The organism is Parabacteroides caecihominis (genome assembly GCF_023656785.1).
Taxonomy (GTDB): Bacteria; Bacteroidota; Bacteroidia; order Bacteroidales; family Tannerellaceae; genus Parabacteroides; species Parabacteroides segnis.
The window spans coordinates 128249-145612 of record NZ_JAMOKS010000014.1 but is presented as its reverse complement, the minus strand read 5'-3'; the positions used below and the strand labels follow the sequence as shown (position 1 = coordinate 145612).

Annotated in this window: 20 protein-coding genes; 1 reads left to right on the top strand and 19 read right to left on the bottom strand. The window is 37.1% G+C overall.

All coding sequences use genetic code 11. The features are described from left to right. Nucleotides 1-4: 4 nt before the first annotated feature. Nucleotides 5-322 (top strand): hypothetical protein, encoded by a 318-nt coding sequence (locus tag NBH14_RS13645; RefSeq protein ID WP_250817558.1) that lies wholly within the window; start codon nucleotides 5-7, stop codon nucleotides 320-322. Nucleotides 323-401: 79 nt separating this feature from the next. Here NBH14_RS13645 and NBH14_RS13640 read toward each other — a convergent pair whose 3' ends face one another. The 19 genes from NBH14_RS13640 to NBH14_RS13550 all read right to left on the bottom strand — a co-directional run bounded on the left by NBH14_RS13640 (nucleotide 402) and on the right by NBH14_RS13550 (nucleotide 16991). Next, on the bottom strand, nucleotides 402-599 hold the full coding sequence (locus NBH14_RS13640) for a hypothetical protein (protein WP_250817556.1): 198 nt from the start codon (nucleotides 597-599) through the stop codon (nucleotides 402-404). Between the two features lie 81 nt (nucleotides 600-680). Then, complete coding sequence (locus NBH14_RS13635) at nucleotides 681-836, bottom strand: cupin domain-containing protein (protein ID WP_250817554.1); 156 nt, start codon at nucleotides 834-836, stop codon at nucleotides 681-683. Then, complete coding sequence (locus NBH14_RS13630; RefSeq protein WP_250817552.1) at nucleotides 837-2081, bottom strand: DegT/DnrJ/EryC1/StrS family aminotransferase; 1245 nt, start codon at nucleotides 2079-2081, stop codon at nucleotides 837-839. It abuts the gene before it with no gap. Between the two features lie 18 nt (nucleotides 2082-2099). Continuing rightward, a complete protein-coding gene (locus NBH14_RS13625) occupies nucleotides 2100-2750 on the bottom strand; it encodes an HAD family hydrolase (RefSeq protein WP_250817550.1) in 651 nt (216 codons plus the stop codon). Then, nucleotides 2740-3744 (bottom strand): ATP-grasp domain-containing protein, encoded by a 1005-nt coding sequence (locus NBH14_RS13620; protein WP_250817548.1) that lies wholly within the window; start codon nucleotides 3742-3744, stop codon nucleotides 2740-2742. The genes NBH14_RS13625 and NBH14_RS13620 overlap by 11 nt, the downstream gene beginning before the upstream one ends. 7 nt (nucleotides 3745-3751) lie before the next feature. Beyond that, nucleotides 3752-4387 carry an acetyltransferase gene (locus tag NBH14_RS13615; protein ID WP_250817546.1) on the bottom strand — a complete coding sequence of 212 codons (636 nt, stop codon included), beginning with the start codon at nucleotides 4385-4387 and terminating at the stop codon, nucleotides 3752-3754. 6 nt (nucleotides 4388-4393) lie between these two features. After that, nucleotides 4394-5002 (bottom strand): sugar transferase, encoded by a 609-nt coding sequence (locus NBH14_RS13610; protein ID WP_250817544.1) that lies wholly within the window; start codon nucleotides 5000-5002, stop codon nucleotides 4394-4396. 31 nt (nucleotides 5003-5033) lie between these two features. Continuing rightward, nucleotides 5034-5912, bottom strand: a complete 879-nt coding sequence (locus NBH14_RS13605) for a polysaccharide deacetylase family protein (protein ID WP_250817542.1) — start codon at nucleotides 5910-5912, stop codon at nucleotides 5034-5036. Between the two features lies 1 nt (nucleotide 5913). Next, on the bottom strand, nucleotides 5914-6501 hold the full coding sequence (locus NBH14_RS13600; protein WP_250817540.1) for an acyltransferase: 588 nt from the start codon (nucleotides 6499-6501) through the stop codon (nucleotides 5914-5916). Nucleotide 6502: 1 nt separating this feature from the next. Beyond that, the gene (locus tag NBH14_RS13595; protein WP_250817539.1) at nucleotides 6503-7678 is read right to left on the bottom strand and encodes a glycosyltransferase family 4 protein; all 1176 of its coding nucleotides are present in this window, start codon (nucleotides 7676-7678) and stop codon (nucleotides 6503-6505) included. A 37-nt stretch (nucleotides 7679-7715) separates the two neighbouring features. Beyond that, on the bottom strand, nucleotides 7716-8564 hold the full coding sequence (locus tag NBH14_RS13590) for a glycosyltransferase family 2 protein (RefSeq protein ID WP_250817537.1): 849 nt from the start codon (nucleotides 8562-8564) through the stop codon (nucleotides 7716-7718). Between the two features lie 39 nt (nucleotides 8565-8603). Further along, nucleotides 8604-9692, bottom strand: a complete 1089-nt coding sequence (locus NBH14_RS13585; RefSeq protein WP_250817535.1) for an EpsG family protein — start codon at nucleotides 9690-9692, stop codon at nucleotides 8604-8606. Nucleotides 9693-9725: 33 nt separating this feature from the next. Then, the gene (locus tag NBH14_RS13580) at nucleotides 9726-10817 is read right to left on the bottom strand and encodes a glycosyltransferase family 4 protein (protein WP_250817533.1); all 1092 of its coding nucleotides are present in this window, start codon (nucleotides 10815-10817) and stop codon (nucleotides 9726-9728) included. Then, on the bottom strand, nucleotides 10814-11785 hold the full coding sequence (locus tag NBH14_RS13575) for a glycosyltransferase family 8 protein (RefSeq protein WP_250817531.1): 972 nt from the start codon (nucleotides 11783-11785) through the stop codon (nucleotides 10814-10816). The genes NBH14_RS13580 and NBH14_RS13575 overlap by 4 nt, the downstream gene beginning before the upstream one ends. Beyond that, nucleotides 11782-12765, bottom strand: coding sequence for an acyltransferase family protein (locus NBH14_RS13570; protein WP_250817529.1), 984 nt, complete (start codon nucleotides 12763-12765; stop codon nucleotides 11782-11784). Before NBH14_RS13570 ends, NBH14_RS13575 begins: the two co-directional genes overlap by 4 nt. Before the next feature lie 4 nt (nucleotides 12766-12769). Further along, a complete protein-coding gene (locus NBH14_RS13565) occupies nucleotides 12770-13363 on the bottom strand; it encodes an LbetaH domain-containing protein (RefSeq protein ID WP_250817527.1) in 594 nt (197 codons plus the stop codon). Further along, nucleotides 13360-14874, bottom strand: coding sequence for a lipopolysaccharide biosynthesis protein (locus NBH14_RS13560; RefSeq protein ID WP_250817525.1), 1515 nt, complete (start codon nucleotides 14872-14874; stop codon nucleotides 13360-13362). The genes NBH14_RS13565 and NBH14_RS13560 overlap by 4 nt, the downstream gene beginning before the upstream one ends. A 5-nt stretch (nucleotides 14875-14879) precedes the next feature. Further along, nucleotides 14880-15365 (bottom strand): acyltransferase, encoded by a 486-nt coding sequence (locus NBH14_RS13555; protein WP_250817523.1) that lies wholly within the window; start codon nucleotides 15363-15365, stop codon nucleotides 14880-14882. Nucleotides 15366-15632: 267 nt separating this feature from the next. Then, complete coding sequence (locus tag NBH14_RS13550) at nucleotides 15633-16991, bottom strand: sugar phosphate nucleotidyltransferase (protein ID WP_250817521.1); 1359 nt, start codon at nucleotides 16989-16991, stop codon at nucleotides 15633-15635. Nucleotides 16992-17364 lie beyond the last annotated feature (373 nt).

The window sequence follows — 17364 nt, the reverse complement described above, 5'->3', positions numbered from 1 at the left end:
TCCCATGAATGTCCTTGAAACAATTCTCAACTTCCTCACCAGCCTTGCCCGGATCATCCTTCCCCGCAAGCGAAAACCGGCAACCGGTGACTGCCCCTGTCCTCATCCTCTGCCTGCTCCTGCTGAGCCTCCTCTCCCTCCTGATGCGGGAGACGGAAGTGACCCTGACCTGTATCGGAGCGATACTCTCGCTCTCGAACAGGGGGACTGGGGAACCCGGCAAGAAAGCCTCCCTCCCGGAGCCGACTGGCTCGGAATGTCCGGATATAGCTTGATGCTGATGGGCGGGGTTGGGTGTTTGTGTAAATTATTCCTCTCATAGGCGGGATAACAGAGGTTTGTCTAAAAATGAAATTCGTTAACTCAAGGTTCCCTTCATTTCGAGGGGGACTTTGTTTTATCTATACTTTTATCCTGTCAGCCAGTATTCCCGGCATCAGACGGGTTTCTTTATAGGTTTCGTCCATATTGATATTGGCAATGTAGCGACCGGACATATTTTCTTCGTCGGCCAGATTACTTAAAGCCGGAATAGAGATTGGATTAACTAATCTCTTAAACTTACATTCTACGGCTATTTTATGCCCCGAATTGTCCACTCTATCATATTGTCCCCAAAAATCCTTGAGGAATTTTAGATAGATTGTAAAAAAACTCTCAACTTCCTCACTCGTCTTTATTCATCCCTGCTGTTCATACCGGATCACACGCTGATCGAATTTGAAGCCACGTTGTTCTATGTACTTCCTGAAACGGGGATGGTAGGAATAAAGAAAAGTTATCAGTTCTTCCGTATCGAAAAGATTAATGATGTTATGCGTATAACCGAGAATCATTTACTTCTGAATCGCCTTTTTGATCTCTTGCACAATATAAACCACATCCTCATCCGTCACACATGGGCCACTTGGCAGACAAAGCCCTTGTTTGAACAAAGATTCACTTACACCGTTCACATAACAAGGATTATTTTTATAAACGGGTTGCAAATGCATTGGTTTCCATAGCGGACGAGATTCGATACCGGCAGCATCCAAAGCCATACGCATCGCCTCTACATTCTTGTTTGGCTCACAATCCGTATGCAAAGAAGAAGCTTCGTGGGTCACTCCGGCAGCACCACCTACAGCTCCCTGAACAACCACTTCATAGGCATGTTCTTCACCTTTCACATGTAAGTCAGTATTAAGCAGGATTGTATTCAGCCAATAGTTGCTATCGAACCGGGAAGATGGATTTTCATGCAGTACGATTCCCTCTACTCCGGCAAGTAACTCCTTGTAAAGACGGCAAGTGTACTGATGGTGGACGATATGTTCTTCCAGTACTGTCATCTGCCCGCGTCCGATACCGGCACAGATATTCGACATACGGTAATTATAACCGATCTCTTCATGCTGATAATAAGGATATGACTCGCGAGCCTGGGTAGCATAGAACATGATTTTCCTTTTTGCCTCTTCATCCGGACAAATTAATGCACCGCCTCCGGAAGTCGTAATCATCTTATTCCCATTGAAAGAAAGTACCCCATACCGTCCGAACGTACCACAAACCTGTCCGTCATACCGGCTGCCTAATCCTTCGGCAGCATCCTCGATAACCGGAATATCATACTTATTGGCAATCGCCATAATCTCCTCAATCTTAGCAGGCATACCATACAGATAAACGGGAACAATCGCCTTCGGCTTCTTGCCTGTCTTGGCGATCCGATCTTTAATAGCCTCTTCCAACAACTCCGGGTCCATATTCCAAGTATCCGCCTCCGAATCCACAAATACCGGAGTAGCCCCCAGATAAGTCACCGGATGCGAAGAAGCACAGAAAGTAAAGCTCTGTACAATCACTTCGTCCCCCGGTCCCACACCACAGGCCAACAATGCAAGATGGACGGCTGCCGTACCGGCAGAAAGTACTACAACTTCCTTATTATTACCTACAAAATGTTTCAGATCCTCTTCAAACCCATTCACATTCGGTCCCAAGGGTACAACCCAATTGGTATCAAAGGCTTCTTGGATAAAAGTCTGTTCTTTGCCGCTCATGTGGGCAAGGCAAAGGTAAATTCGTTTGTTCATTATAATTTATAATTAAATCTACAAAGACAATAATTCTTTCAGAGTACGTATCTTTACATCCGGCAGATACTCTTCCTGACAGGAAAAGTCCTGACGGTGGATATTTCTTCCATCATCCAACAGGCAGATCGTTTTCCACCCCAGCTTATTAGGTGTGATAAAATCTTTCCGAAGATTATCCCCGACATAGACAAACTTCGCATCGGCATATTTATTCTGAAAAAACATAAAATTCCTCTCCGACGGTTTTTCAGAGCCAAACTCTTCGGATATGACCAAGTTCTCGTTTTCGATAAATTGGTCAAGTCTCAATGCTCGAAACTTATTCCGTTGGGTAATTGAGCGACCATCCGTTATCATCCCCAGCATAAAATCCTGCTTCAGAATTTCTAAAGCCTTCAAGGTATCAAGTTCCAACCGGATATCGGGACGATGAGACCTGTAGACGGACAACAAATCCGTTTTCGTCAACGACAAATCGTAAGTATCGATCAAACGAGAAAAGACATCCGCTTTCTCTTTATAGGCTTCCAACATAAAAACATAGATTCCTTTCAAGGAGAACTTCAATTCTATCCATCCGGCAATTTCCAGATAAGCAGAGTATAAGAAATCGATTTCCTTATACAACGTATCATCTAGATCAAAAATGAAAATCTTATTTTTCATATACGATTACCTCGTTGTCATACCGGAGCATCAAAGTATTGTCCGCCCAAGTATCCATATAGGTCAACGTTTCATCCAACATATACTCTCTTACGACATATTCCGGAAAGTTGGCTCCCGCATAATAGGACAGTGGATATCCCCCGCCGAACCGTGGATTGATCTCGATCCCGACCACATCGTCGTCCGACTCCCTATAGAACAATTGGATACAGATGCAACCAACCACACCCGGCAAATAGTCCAGCCGTTCCTTCAAGAACCGAACCAAATAGTTTTTGCGGGTAAACCCTTTGTTGATCTCACCGGCACGGATCTCTATTCTTTCGCGGGGCACAATGGCTTTCACCCTATTATCTCTGCCATAATACATATCGACCGTAAATTCCTTGTATTCTTGTTTGTCAATATATTCCATAAAGATCAATTTCGGATGATTCAATATTTCCGGTGTCAATTCCTCTTTACACCTAACGACATACAGGTCTTTGCTTAAGGAACCGTCATATGGTTTGGCGAAAAGTGGAAAAGTCGGATGATATTTATCCACTGGAGCCGGAACGCGAATATCATGGCTATTCAAAAATGTCCCGGTATTCCGCTTATCCCGGCAGGCTTGTATGAAAGGCAATTCCGAGACCATCGGTTCTACCCCATTCTCCCAAAGCAGCTTCTTATTCTCAGCCAATACCAATAATTCTGTATCGATCGTCGGCACGATAATCCGAATTCCTTTTTCCTTACATATTGTCAGCAACATCTTTATATAACCGGGATCTGTCACCCTCGGTACAGCTATGCACCCGTCTGAAACAATCCCGGCAGGAGTCATCTCAGGATTCATATCTGTCGTGAACACCTTCGCTTCAGGATAAAAACGTCTCAATGTTTCTTGAAACAGCTTTGTCAATGTAACCCGCTTTCCAGCAGAGGTGATTAGGATATTAATATTACCTCGAAGATCATGACGCTCCAAAGCAGCTCTTGCTGCCAAAAGAGGTTTAAGAAGGTAATTTACCCCCCCCCCCGTTAACACCGGTTAACATTTCGATATTCAATGCCTTTATCGTTTTACATCTATTTCCTACAGCCAAAACCCCATCCGGAATGTCTTTGGCAACCACCGAGCCAGCACCTATCACAGACCATTTTCCAATCTTGATACCCGGTAGAACCGTCGTACCTGCACCGATCCAACAACCTTCACCAACATGAACGTTTCCACAAAGCGTACTATGTGGAGAGATATGCACATAATCTCCTATCACACATTCATGATCAACTGACACTCCGGTATTAACAATGCAATGTTTCCCTATACAGGCACAAGACTGGACAACCGCTCCCTGCATTATAACCGATCCTTCCCGTACAATAGCATAAGGAGAGATCATCGCAGACGGGTGTATCGCCGTTCCAAACTCAACATTCAATTTATGAGCGATAACCTGGCGTATTTTATTATCTCCTATACTTATTATCAGAGGTGAAATATCTTCTTTTCCATGAAAAACCGGATAACCTAAAAGTTCATTTATATTCGGATTATCATCGACAAGACCTTCTATCTCTATATGATTCGCTTTTAATATATCTATGATCACTTTAGCATGACCACTCGCACCGTATAAATACATATCCGTTTAATTATTACCCGTAAAAAACTCCATCGTAGCCTGCCCCTCTTGTGAAATACCTTCCCGGACAAACACTTTTTTTATCGTTAAAAAGATGATCTTTACATCCAACAAGAACGAACAATGGTCCACATACCAGACATCCAGTTCGAACTTCTTCGTCCAACTGATCGCATTACGTCCGTTCACTTGTGCCCATCCGGTAATACCCGGTCGCACATCATGACGACGAGCTTGCTCTTTACTATACAATGGTAGATATTGAACCAATAAGGGACGAGGTCCGATCAACGCCATATCCCCTTTCAGGACATTTATCAGCTGGGGCAATTCATCGATTGAAGTAGAACGAACAAAACGCCCTACGTTCGTCAACCGATCCGCATCAGGCAGTAAATTACCGTCAGCATCCCGTTCATCCGTCATGGTCTTGAACTTGATTACCTTGAATATCTTTCCATCTTTACCGGGACGATTCTGGAAAAAGAAAGCCCCAGTTCCTTTATTAGCGAAATGCAGCCAAATAGTGACAATTGCCAATGGCAAAAATAGAATTGACAAAGTTATGAATGCAATGCAAAAGTCAATTAAACGTTTAAAGAAATGCTTATACATAACCCGATTATTTATAGACCATTGTTTGAACTTACAAGTTTATTAAATCAATGTTGTTCCAATTGAGTTTCCTATCAGCCTGCGCCAGACTCATAAATTCGAATTCATCAAAAAGATGTTCCATCTTGCTAAATGCGCCCTTAGTGCCTACATGAGACTTGAAGTATCGCAATATACGATTCTTTAATGATCCATTCTCTTGAAAGTAGGTTTCATATTTGTCTCGAGTCATTATCTTCTCCTTGTTATAAATCAAGTCGCCAATGTGAAAATAACAGATATTGTAACTATTCTTTTTCATATTGTCTGACACAAAGTTATAAGGGTAAAGACGAAAATAACCACCTCCTGAATAGGCTACCTGTTTTCCAAACAGTGGTGCAAGCATAATAGGAAATTCTTTGATTCGGGCACCTTTATACTCAACAATCGAAGGATTGCTGGTTGGAAAGCTATCAAAACCGCCGAAGTCACGCCTAGCTGGAAATAACGATGAATCACACTCAATACCACACTCAGCAAGCACTTCTAGCGCCCATTTGTTATTCTCTCCAATAGAGAATGCAGGAGCTCTGAAGCTAACGACCTTCTGACCACAGCAATCTTCCAGTGCAGCAACAGCAGTTTTAGTATCCAATTGCAATTGCTCTGGAGTCATCTTTGTCAACCAAGTATGCTCGTTAGAGTGACAGCCGATATCGTGTCCACGCTTAGCAATCTCCTTCACTACATAAGGGAAATCAGTAGCGATACCACCTACACAAAAGAATGTTGCCTTAAAGTTTCGTGCATCCAACACATCCAAAATACGATGAAAATATTCATCATATTCCTTGTACTTTTCTTTTCTTGCGCCATTGAATTTCTTTTCAATGTACCATTCTTCTATATCATATGATAGTATATTCATATTATTCTCTTTGTGAGATATTTTTTACAACTTTAGCAGGTCTTCCTGTTGCAACTGTCCATGCTGGTATATCCTTAGTCACTAGGGAGTAAGCCCCCACAATTGCGCCATCCCCTATAGTAACACCAGGCATGATAAGCGTTTCCATACCTATCATTACTCCTTTGCCAATATGAATTTCACCAAGGCTATATGGTAATTTTGCAGCATCATCACCAACACAATAACTTTTAAGATTTCTTTGATGGCATAATAACCTACAACCACCTGTTATATGAGCATGCTCTTCTATATATATTAAATCGGCATGACCTGCATCTATTCTAACATGATCACCGACAAATATATCTTTACCAACATGACAACCTATTTTCTTCAAAATCCATGGTCTTATTTTTCTCGGGAGCAAAGGAGAAAGAATCCAAGATTCCATTACACAATTAATTAAAAACGAGTCTCTATAAGTTTTGCAGCCTCTACAAATAACCTTCCATAAGGATACTTGGCCATATTCCTCCTCAGAATAGTTCAATCCAATAACCCGCAAAAATCTATATGTTAACGATAATTTTTTGTTAATTGATTCCATACTATGCTTCAATTACTTTTATAATATGCGGCCAAACCACCTTATTGTCATACAATTCCACTGTCAATCTACGAGCTTTTTCACCCATTTCTTTTCTTTTCTCTTCATGGTCTATCATGAAATTAATCTTGTCTGCAATAGACTTTGTATTGATTTCACAATACACACCAGTTTCATTTTCAACTATCGAATCAATACAACCTGTGGATTTCGAGACAATGGCTGGTATGTTCATTGCCGCGCATTCTATCGTAACCATGCCAAAACCTTCACGATAAGAAGGTAAAACCACAACGCTGAACAAAGAGAAATATTTATAAATATCATCGTGATTAACACTACCACAATTAATAATATCTTCTCCTGTTTTAATAAAATCAACTAATTCTTGACTAATACTATCACGAACTTCAACAGGTCCAATCAAAAGTAGTTTTATATTATGATCATTCGACCTCTCCTGTTTAATGAGTTTAAAAGCATCCACCAATTCTCTGATACCTTTATCTTGCACCATGCGCCCACAAAAACCAATAACAAAATCATTATCGCTTATGCCTAAGCTTCGCTTTAATTCGTCTTGTTCTGTTTGCACTATTCTTACTGGGTTGAAAAGATTTTGAGTATCAATACCACCACATGTACCAACTCCTAAAAGATACTGGCGTGATGATTTTTCAACATTATTTAACAAACGGGCATTTGCTACTGATCTACTTACGCAAACAGTTTTATGAGACATCGTAGCTACCATCCTATCCATTAAGATAACAAGCTTACGCTTTAAGCCTTTCATTGTTTCAAATATAACACCGTGGGCAAAGATAATGCGGTTGGGAACTCGCAACATCCACGCAGCTGTAGTACCAAGCAGTCGCGCTTTAGCTTGATGTGCAATCACTGTATCTATTCTATTATTGTGAATATATTTACATATTTCAATGAAAGCCTTAAAGTCTGCCCATGGGCTTAAAGTCCTTGATAACAAGATCGGATGATATTTCACATGGTTAAATCTTGCATACTCTTCCATTTCATCATCAGGGCTACAAATCAAATGCATTTCATAGCCATGTTCTCTTAGATAGACAAACTGACCACCAATGAAATTTCTAGCACTACTTGCCAAGTTTATTATCTCAAGTATATTATGTGGTCTGTTTTTTGTTGTAGACATATACTGAATTTTTAAGTTGAATAGATCCGTGCCTTTGTTACCAACTTCCTTCAACTGACAAGATTATCGGTTTTATCAACTCTTCGTAATCTTGTATTTCATCAGCATTAGGTGAATACCCTCTTCTTTTTAGTATCTGATTAATGGACACAAAAGGCGATACTAACGCAAAGCTTATGATCTTAAACAATAATAGTATAGATTGCTTTGAATTGTGTTTACTTATATTGTGTTTAAAACGATTAATATATGATTCTAATATTTTCTTCTTAGTCACAGAATCGAATTCAGAGTAATAGTATAAAGGGGTCGTCATATAGAAATACTCCTTGTAACCATATAAGTATTTCTTAAGGAAGTCTTGATCCTCACCATACTTTAAAGTTGTTGCATAGGAATTATTCTTTGCTATCACAGTCCTAAACATACTAGAAGCATGGACTGGTGTGTTAGTACCATTATATTGAACTGCACAATCATGGCCAATGCCTCTTTTTGTTATTATATCAGTACTAAGACCAAACGAAATCATTGCAGAAGAGACCAAAACATATTCGCTATTCTCCAATATGTCAACCTGTTTTTTTAGTTTTTCAGGATGATATATATCATCAGCATCAAGCATCGCAAGATATTTACCACAAGCTTCCTCCAAGGCTTTTTGTCTTGCAGCAGACCGTCCCTTGTTCTTCTTAAAGCGAAATACTCGAATTCTTTTATCTGTCAGGCTATTCAAAAACTGCGTGGTTCCATCTGTTGAACCATCGTCAACGACTATGCATTCCCAGTTAGAATACGACTGTCTATATAATGATTCCAATGAAGCCTTGATATATGGTAAACCATTATATACTGGCATCATTATAGAAACTAAAGGATTATTCATCTAAAATTAAAATGTATTGTTCTAATAATTCTATCTTTATTATTCTTTAAGCCACATTAAAAACATAAACAAGTAATTCAAAAAAAGAACAGAGTGTATATTTCTAGTTAGTCTAGTTTTTTCTTTAACAAAAGGATAAGTAATTAGTATTGGAAATAAGAACCATGAAAGATATGCAAAACGATTGTTATAAGGAACATATATCGTTAATATCCAGAAAGCATTACATATAACATATGTGCTCCAAACTCTCAAATAAAAAACATCTTTCAATTCTAGTTTTTTCATATATTTCCATCCAACAATTATTGGAATCATACTATAAAAGAGGAAATCAAACCTAAAACCTGTATATGAAAAAGTGGCATTCTGTTGATTAGCAAAATCTGCAGTTAAGTATGAAGACAATCTATCATCCTCCCTCATTAAATCCGCAGGTATAAGTGATGCAAGAAAATTTCCAAAAACAAGAGATAACAATAAGCAAGCAAACCACACACTCATGTATACTTTAGGCTTGTTATAGAATCTAACCAAAACAAATGCACAAATTGGAAGGAGAGCTGATTTATGAAAAGAAAGCCCAATTATGCACATGAACACTGTTTGCCACAATTTTCTGTTCAAATTAGAAATCGCCAGTGTTACAAATGCAAGAGCTATACCATTTCGCATTCCATTTACACCGTAACCGAAAAAAGAGAATGAACATACAAGTATAATAAATGCAATTCCAAAGTTAGAGGAATAAATATTTTTATATGCAACAAGATATGTGATAATATATAAACAAGCAAGTACTCCGAAAAAGACCTCAATTGTAAACGGTAGCATTGTCTTTACAAGAATAACATAACCCAGATCTTTATAACCCAAGACATCAGAACCATACTCCTTTGCCAGGTTAAAGAAAATGGCTACAGCTTTTGTATCAACCAAACCGGCTAGATGCGTAATAGGTCGAACAGCCCAATATACAATAATAAATAATGCGAGCAAAATAGCTCTTCCATTAATATTATCTAAACCATAACCCACCTGTTTCGTTAAAATGAATATTACTGTAAAAACTAATACAGCTTGATATATTTGAACATACAAGAAAGGATCTATCCAAAAATTTTCCATGATTACAAATTGTTACTTAAATAACACAGTACGTCAATTCCAGTCAATATAGGATAGTATATTATCTACAAATATTTTTAGAGAACAATCCCTCAATACTCTTTCTCGCGCTTTTGTACCTTGCTCCCATGCCAACTTCTTATTTTCAATCAACTTCATTAAAATATTATGGAGTTCATCAGTATTATCTTGCTGTATAAGCCAACCACCATCATTCTCTTTTACTGCATCTGATATACCGCCAGTTCTTGTAGCAATAACAGCTGTCCCACAAGATTGAGACTCGGTGAAAACCAAACCAAAGCCTTCTACATTTCGCAACTCAGGCTCTTCTCTCGTACAAAGTATAAAGAGGTCATGTGAAGAATAGAAATCATTCATACCACTAGAAGGAATAAAACCTAAAAAGTCAATGATATTATTCAATTTCAAATCAAATGATAATTGCTCAAGAGTATTCTTATATGGACCTTTGCCAGCAATTGACAACTTAATTTTTTCCTTATAACTTTCTGGCAGAGTTGATATCGTTTTTAAAATAAAATCATGCCCCTTAAACTTTTCCAGTCGCGATATTGAACAAATATGTAGAATATTATCATTATGCTTTGGAGCTGTAGGATAAAACATTTGCGAGTTTACAGGTAGAGATATTGCTTTAACAGATACGCTTTTTGCAACGCTTTTTACCAAATTTGCTGTATAATGGCTATTCGCAATAACACCCTTGCAGCATGAAAAAATGAAGTGGCGGAAATACTTCCACACATACTTTCTGAAAACACCCTGGCCTGGCAAAAGTTCAGCACCATGTGCAAGTGTATATGGTTTTCTACCAGCCAAGATACACAAAGTAGCAGCGGGATGCCATGTATCGCAAATAATAATGTCGTCTTTAGTTGTAACTCTTTTTATACATTTAATCATTTCAACTTCAAGTCGACCTCGTTTTGCATTTAGTCTATGTATTCTTGGATTATTCTCACTTTCTGCACATGCTGCAGCTGTTATAACGAGATATGGAATACCTCGTCCTTCCAAGTCAGAGACAATATCGCCGCAAAGGCGAGCTATACCACCATTGTTGGGTAGATAATCATATGCTACAATAACAATATTTCTCATATTCTTTTTAGGATAAAATAAACAGGTTGAAAATATTTGAAACAAAATATCCTAATTCTGCGGCTTGGAGGGAGGACTCTATCGTAAGAAGTATCTGCATAATCAGTTTTGGAAATTGCATCATAGTACAACTTTCTTAAAGGATGCAGACAACCCTTTTCCCAAGGTCGACCAGTGAAGAAAGAGGTAAAATGTATAATAGCTGGATTTTTTCTTGCCAGCTTGACATCTTCTTCAGGATAATAACTTGTCATTCCATGAAACGACAAAAGTCTTTTATATGAGTGAATAGCAAAAATTGGGGATTGAACATTATAACGAAGCGGTATATATTTAATCTGCCCCCTAAAGACTCCATTTATTACCCCCTGATCCAAATGTGGTACACTTCCATTGAATTTAAAAATGAACTTGATAAATTCTTTTGTTACATTTTGACGACGCCATTCTTCTAAATTTATAAGAAGAATACCTGCATTAATATACCTATCTGATTCATGAAGACCTATTTTAGTCTTCATATGAGGATACATAGTATCTTCAATTCCTGCAATTATTTTACCATCAAAATCAACATTCAACAAATCTAATATGTTGCAGCAAATATACGTATCACAATCCAAATATAAAATCTTCTTTATATTATTTGGTATTATCTCAGCTAAAAATAAACGAATATAAGTGCTGACTGTCAAATTTGCAGTATTTACATCTTTTGGAAGTTTTTCTATCGCTTCATCAGCTTTTAAATATTCTACTCTACCACCGTATTTATTTGCCACATTATCCAATTTATTAATATTCGTTTTTGACAAGTGATTTCCTATTATATATACAACTGGCAGTTCATAGGATTTTGCATTTTCATATAGGCTAACTAAAGAAACTGCCACATGTTTTACATAGTTGTCATCAGTTGCATATACTATTCCCGTTTGATTTAAAATCTTATTGTTATTTTCTGTCATATAACTTGTTTATTTTTCAAGAACTCTTTCTTCCCGATAAGTACTGGAATAAATCGTGTAGTAATAGGTATGGCCACTATACACAATGCAATATCTATAATGAAACTACAAAAATACATTGAATTTCCCTGAAATAATACACCTACTATTGGATAAATAAATGGACTAAATAACATATGTAATACTAATAATACTATAGAGTTATTTCCTATCCAAGATATAAACTTTCCTCTTTTCAATAAATATTTCAAAACTATCATCAAACCAATCACGAGACTAGTACTAGTAATGTAAATTTCGAATACATTACCTACCATAATTGTATTATTAAAATATAGCAACCTAGGAGGTGTTAACGAAACAAAAGCAATAACAAGTCCAACAAATAAGAGACAAATTCCCACTCCAAACTCCCATGTCTTTCTGCGTTCTAAATACCCATATTCCTTAAGCAGACAGCCTAAATAATAAAATGGCAAAGATGTTAACGAAGCCATAAAAAACAGTATGTTTCCGAAATCGTAAAGAGCACCAATATAACCAACCACACCAAGTATTATAACAACAAGTAGTTTTACTATTGATGATTTAAAATGGTATATTACGTACATAATATTGGATATTATAAACAGGCTTAAAAGAAACCATAATGAAATATTAAACATTTGTTCGCCATATAAAAAATCCCAAATACTAAAGTTCTGACTAGAGCCAAACATCGCTTTTTTTAAGAAAAACAAAGAGTAAGATAGAATATAAAAGAAAGCAAATGGAATTAAAAGTGTATTTACTTTTTTTCTCAAAAATTCTTTATAACAAGTATATGGTTTAAAAAACAAACCCGATAAACAAAAAAACATGGGTATATGAAAACAGAAGATAAAACGTAAACCTTCGAATAGGTCACCCAAAATATGTGAATATATAACTAATATAATACAAACACCCTTTATTTTATCTATAAAGTCTATTCTTTGCATATTGTTATGTATTTAAGAACCTTAAATAAGAACCACTTATAACAATAGAGTTGTCAGGAATATCTTTAGTAACAACTGTGCCAGCTCCTATTACGACATTATTTCCAATAGTAACATGACCTATTATTGTGACATTTGCACCTAAAGTCACATTATTTAGTATAGTTGGGCGAAGATCTTCATTATCATCTTTATTTCCAATTGTTGTCAGATGTTTGCAATGAAAGTTGTTACCAATATATTTTGCATTTAAAATAGTCCCATAAGGATGATCGTATTTTATATTCTCACCTAAAGTGACATCATAAGGTATGATAAAGCAGTGTCTATTTTCATGTGAAAAAATTCGACAGAAAACGTTCTTACGAGTCCTGTGAAAAAATATAGTTTTATAATATTTATCTAAATGCAATAAAAGGATAAAAGATAGAATAGATCCCAATTTATATTTTGCCCAGACTTGACTTAAATTATTTATAACATCTTTATTGATAATTTGTTTTACTTCTTTCGAAGACGACGCATATATTATAACATAGTAAACCCTTGCTGTAAACCCTAATAATACAGCGACTATTATATTAAAAAGTCGTTTCATCGTTTAATTAACCTCTTTATCAAGTTTCTCTCTTGTTTGTTTAACAATAAAATATAAATAAAACCCAAAGATAGTATTTCTACCAGGCTTATTATCAGAATATTTAATGCTATATTGTTTTTCCATTCTATTGGGGAAATAAAATTGATAGCAAACAGTAAAAATGAAAATAATACAGCTTGTCCAAAAATGTTTTTAATGTACTTACAAAGTCCAAAATCCATACAACCTTTCAAGAAAAATATTCTAATTAGAATAGATATTAATGCAAAGATCATTGTGACATAGTATAGAGATTCTGGTCCCATTCCAATTTTGAGAAGAATGTAAGAGATTGGAAGAACTAGAAGAGTAAAACACCCTATCGCAATTTGAAAAGATTTAATTTTACCACTTGCGTAGATTACATTAACGACAGGTGTTGATACAGCTTCTAACAAGCCTATTACAATAATCATTCGTATGAACTGGGCTGTATATTTTGGAACATTTTCAGTTCCCAACCATAAGTTCAAAATTAGGTCAGTTGAAACAAAGAATGGAACTGACAACAAGAATGTTAAATATATCGATATTTTTGATGTTGTTATAATCTGTTGAAATGAAGATTCATGGTCACCCTGTTCATATGTTTTCAACATTGTAGGTGAAAATGCAGTTTGAAAACCTCGTGTCAACGTGATGACAGCTGTATAAATTTGAAATGAAATAGCTCTTGCTGCATTTACAATCGGACCGAAAAATACATTAAGAAGAATGCTACCACCCTGTGTTTGTAATACATTCGAGAAAGTACCTATCAATGTCCAACTACAAAATCCAAAAAGTTGTTTAATATATTCTCTTCTATAGCAAAAAAAGACTCGACATTCGTTAAAGTTTTTCAAACTATATATCATATAGCTCAAAAGAACTAACAAGTGTGCAGCCAACATCAAAGCACCATAGAAAAACAGTTTTTTTGAAGCAAATACACCTATTAAGAATGCAACTGCTAGCTTAACTCCTGCTTCTAAAATACTCAATAAAGCGAAGAAACTCATTCGCTCATTTGATATTATTAAAGCACTATATACAGATTGAAATAAACCTAAAATAAAAGATAGTATAGAAAACTGAAATATGGCATTTGCTTGCCACATTTTTTCAGCAGGTATAACAATTTTATGATTTATAAGCCAATAACCGCCTGTTTCCAAAATCAATATAATGATGACACTCCATAGCATCGAAACAGTGAGTGCTGTTCCAAAAATTTGCTTGAACTTATTATTCTCATTTTTTGTAAGTTCTATGCAAAAAAAACGCTGATAGGAAAAAGAAAGGGCATTAATAAAAAAATTCATCAAACCAACGACACCACCAACTACATTATAAAGACCGTAATCCTCAACACCCAAACCTTGTAAAATAATTCTAGATGTGTATATTGACACACACATCGTAACAAACATTCGCACATATAGGTAAAGTGTATTTTTTGCAATCCCTGCTGCTCTATTAGACTCCATACTATTTAATCTATATGTTTAATAATTTTTGCAGGCAAACCACCTACAATAACATTTGCAGGTACATCATGTGTAACTATTGCCCCTGCAGCGATAATTGAATTATCTCCTATGGTAACACCACGATTGATTCTTACGTTCTCACAAATCCAAACATTTTCGCCAATAATAACAGGAGCATGTTCTGCGTTTTTCCATAATCTCATTGGGCCATCCAGCGTATCCTCTTTCATCTTTCTACGAAATACTGGATCTATTGGGTGGTTTCCATTATCTGCAATTACTACATTGTCTGCAATTGCAGTATAAGAGCCTATTAGCACTTTTTCTACACTGCGTATTATTGAGTTATTACCTAACCTAGTATAATCACCCATTTGAACTTTACCACCAGACTGAGAATGAATAGTTCCATATATTGTAACATATTCGCCCAACTCTATGTCGCTTGCAGAAGAACCATCATTAAAAATGATCTTCGCTGATGACATAATATTATAACGAAGCCCTCTCTTTGTGAACTTCTTACAGATGTTACGTTCGTGTCGCCAATTTTTTATTGTTCTTGGCAAGTGGTATAAACAGCTAATCAATTTTAAAAAAAAGCTTATGATTATCATAATTTAAATGCTGAGTCCACTACAAAAAGTGCCTTTTGACATAAATTATTTCCTACAGATACTTCTGAGAGGGAATGAATTTGAAAAATAGACTTTTTAAACGGGACTCAATGCTTAATTTGTTATAATACTTCTAAATCAGTTCCAGCTCCATACGCCGCGCTCAATATCCTCCTCAATTAATAGATTACCCATTTGAACCTCGATAAAGGTCAGTTGCGTTAGAGCTTTAATAGCGTGCCAATTCTCCTTATCAATAATAAGCACATCGCCTGGCTTGACACAGCGATACTCACCATTGAGGACAAATAAGCCTTCGCCTTCAACGATAGTCCATACCTCTGTGCGGTAATGGTGAATCTGATAAGAAATATTCTTACCAGCAGCGATGGTAATACTCTTTGTCAAAGAGTGATTACCATCTGCATACATCTTATCATCAAGAACTCTGTATGTGCCCCAGCAGCGCTCTTCATACATTGGACGAGTGCAAAAAGGTTCTACGTAAGATTTTATCTTTTCTGTATCCTCCTTACCACAAACCAGAATGCCATCGAAGGATGCAGCCACCACTACATCTTTCACACCATCCACAAAGATTGGGTGCTGCAGTTCATTGATCACATGCGTGTTCTCACACTTCGAACCCAACACGGCATTGCCAATGACATGCTTGCTAAGTTCGTTGGCGAGGGTGTTCCATGTTCCAAGGTCTTTCCATTCACCCTTAAATGGTACAACAGCTACCGACTCTACCTTCTCTGCTACCTCATAGTCAAACGATATCTTTGGGAAATTCTGATAGTTGTCCCGAGTCTGAGCGAAAGTGGTGTATTGAACGTATTTACGGACGATGTTCATCATATAGCCAAGGCGGAAGGCAAAAACACCTCCGTTCCAGAATGCACCTTCTGCCAATAATTGTTCTGCTACCTCGACCGTTGGTTTCTCAGTAAAGCGAGCAACAGGCTTGGCAAATGATGAATGTCGAATGTTGAATGACGAATCAGAGTCTAGCACTACGTAGCCATATTTGGCAGATGGGTAGGTTGGTGTGATGCCCATGAGGATAAGATCTGCGACATTGGCATCAACGCATTGAACCATGCGAGCTATGGTGTGAAAGTATTCTGATTCAGTATATGGGTCGCAAGGCATAATAACTACTACTTCGTCATCAGCACACTGCTTCTCGAGACTAAGGTAGCTGGCTGCAAGTGCGACAGCAGGGAAAGTGTCTCTGCGTTCTGGTTCAGTGACCACGCTGACTTTGTCACCAAGTTGGTTGGTGATAATGTCGAGTTGGCTTGCATTGGTAGCAAGAGTGATATTGGTAGTAAGACCTGCTTGAATGGCTTGGCGCACTACGCGTTGCACCATTGATTCCATGGTGCCATCTTCTGTTTCAAGGAGAGGCAAGAACTGCTTACTACGTGTATTGTTACTCAGAGGCCACAGGCGCTTACCTGAACCTCCTGATAATAAGATTAATTGCATACTGAATTTATATCTACCTTAGTCCTAAATCATTCTTTTTCAACCTAACGCACAAAAAATTGTAACAGTTTCCGGCAAAAAGTATACCGGATACTGTCTTACTGGTAATACCTGTCACCAGGAGCTTCCCGGAAGTAGACGATATCGGGTTATAACTTCTTGATATAAGCAGCGGCTTCGTTCATCGTATAGTTTCTGTTCCAATAGAAATGGCTGTATTGTAGGTGACTACTGTCAAGTGTATTCCTTCTTGTTAGGATGCAACCGGTTTATTCCAATATGGGGGGCTGGTAAACGACCAACAAATAATCCGTATGGAGCAGGATCGCCAACAAAGAAACTAAACTTTTCCATTTCTTCTTTGTAAATAATT

Excerpts from the sequence above, each read along its gene's own strand:
- NBH14_RS13575 (WP_250817531.1), bottom strand. The coding sequence starts at position 11,785 with ATGACAGAAAATAACAATAAGATTTTAAATCAAACGGGAATAGTATAT.
- NBH14_RS13610 (WP_250817544.1), bottom strand. The coding sequence starts at position 5,002 with ATGTATAAGCATTTCTTTAAACGTTTAATTGACTTTTGCATTGCATTC.
- NBH14_RS13615 (WP_250817546.1), bottom strand. The coding sequence starts at position 4,387 with ATGTATTTATACGGTGCGAGTGGTCATGCTAAAGTGATCATAGATATA.
- NBH14_RS13560 (WP_250817525.1), bottom strand. The coding sequence starts at position 14,874 with ATGGAGTCTAATAGAGCAGCAGGGATTGCAAAAAATACACTTTACCTA.
- NBH14_RS13605 (WP_250817542.1), bottom strand. The coding sequence starts at position 5,912 with ATGAATATACTATCATATGATATAGAAGAATGGTACATTGAAAAGAAA.
- NBH14_RS13570 (WP_250817529.1), bottom strand. The coding sequence starts at position 12,765 with ATGCAAAGAATAGACTTTATAGATAAAATAAAGGGTGTTTGTATTATA.
- NBH14_RS13550 (WP_250817521.1), bottom strand. The coding sequence starts at position 16,991 with ATGCAATTAATCTTATTATCAGGAGGTTCAGGTAAGCGCCTGTGGCCT.
- NBH14_RS13625 (WP_250817550.1), bottom strand. The coding sequence starts at position 2,750 with ATGAAAAATAAGATTTTCATTTTTGATCTAGATGATACGTTGTATAAG.
- NBH14_RS13600 (WP_250817540.1), bottom strand. The coding sequence starts at position 6,501 with ATGGAATCAATTAACAAAAAATTATCGTTAACATATAGATTTTTGCGG.
- NBH14_RS13590 (WP_250817537.1), bottom strand. The coding sequence starts at position 8,564 with ATGAATAATCCTTTAGTTTCTATAATGATGCCAGTATATAATGGTTTA.
- NBH14_RS13585 (WP_250817535.1), bottom strand. The coding sequence starts at position 9,692 with ATGGAAAATTTTTGGATAGATCCTTTCTTGTATGTTCAAATATATCAA.
- NBH14_RS13565 (WP_250817527.1), bottom strand. The coding sequence starts at position 13,363 with ATGAAACGACTTTTTAATATAATAGTCGCTGTATTATTAGGGTTTACA.
- NBH14_RS13595 (WP_250817539.1), bottom strand. The coding sequence starts at position 7,678 with ATGTCTACAACAAAAAACAGACCACATAATATACTTGAGATAATAAAC.
- NBH14_RS13645 (WP_250817558.1), top strand. The coding sequence starts at position 5 with ATGAATGTCCTTGAAACAATTCTCAACTTCCTCACCAGCCTTGCCCGG.
- NBH14_RS13580 (WP_250817533.1), bottom strand. The coding sequence starts at position 10,817 with ATGAGAAATATTGTTATTGTAGCATATGATTATCTACCCAACAATGGT.
- NBH14_RS13635 (WP_250817554.1), bottom strand. The coding sequence starts at position 836 with ATGATTCTCGGTTATACGCATAACATCATTAATCTTTTCGATACGGAA.
- NBH14_RS13555 (WP_250817523.1), bottom strand. The coding sequence starts at position 15,365 with ATGTCATCAGCGAAGATCATTTTTAATGATGGTTCTTCTGCAAGCGAC.
- NBH14_RS13630 (WP_250817552.1), bottom strand. The coding sequence starts at position 2,081 with ATGAACAAACGAATTTACCTTTGCCTTGCCCACATGAGCGGCAAAGAA.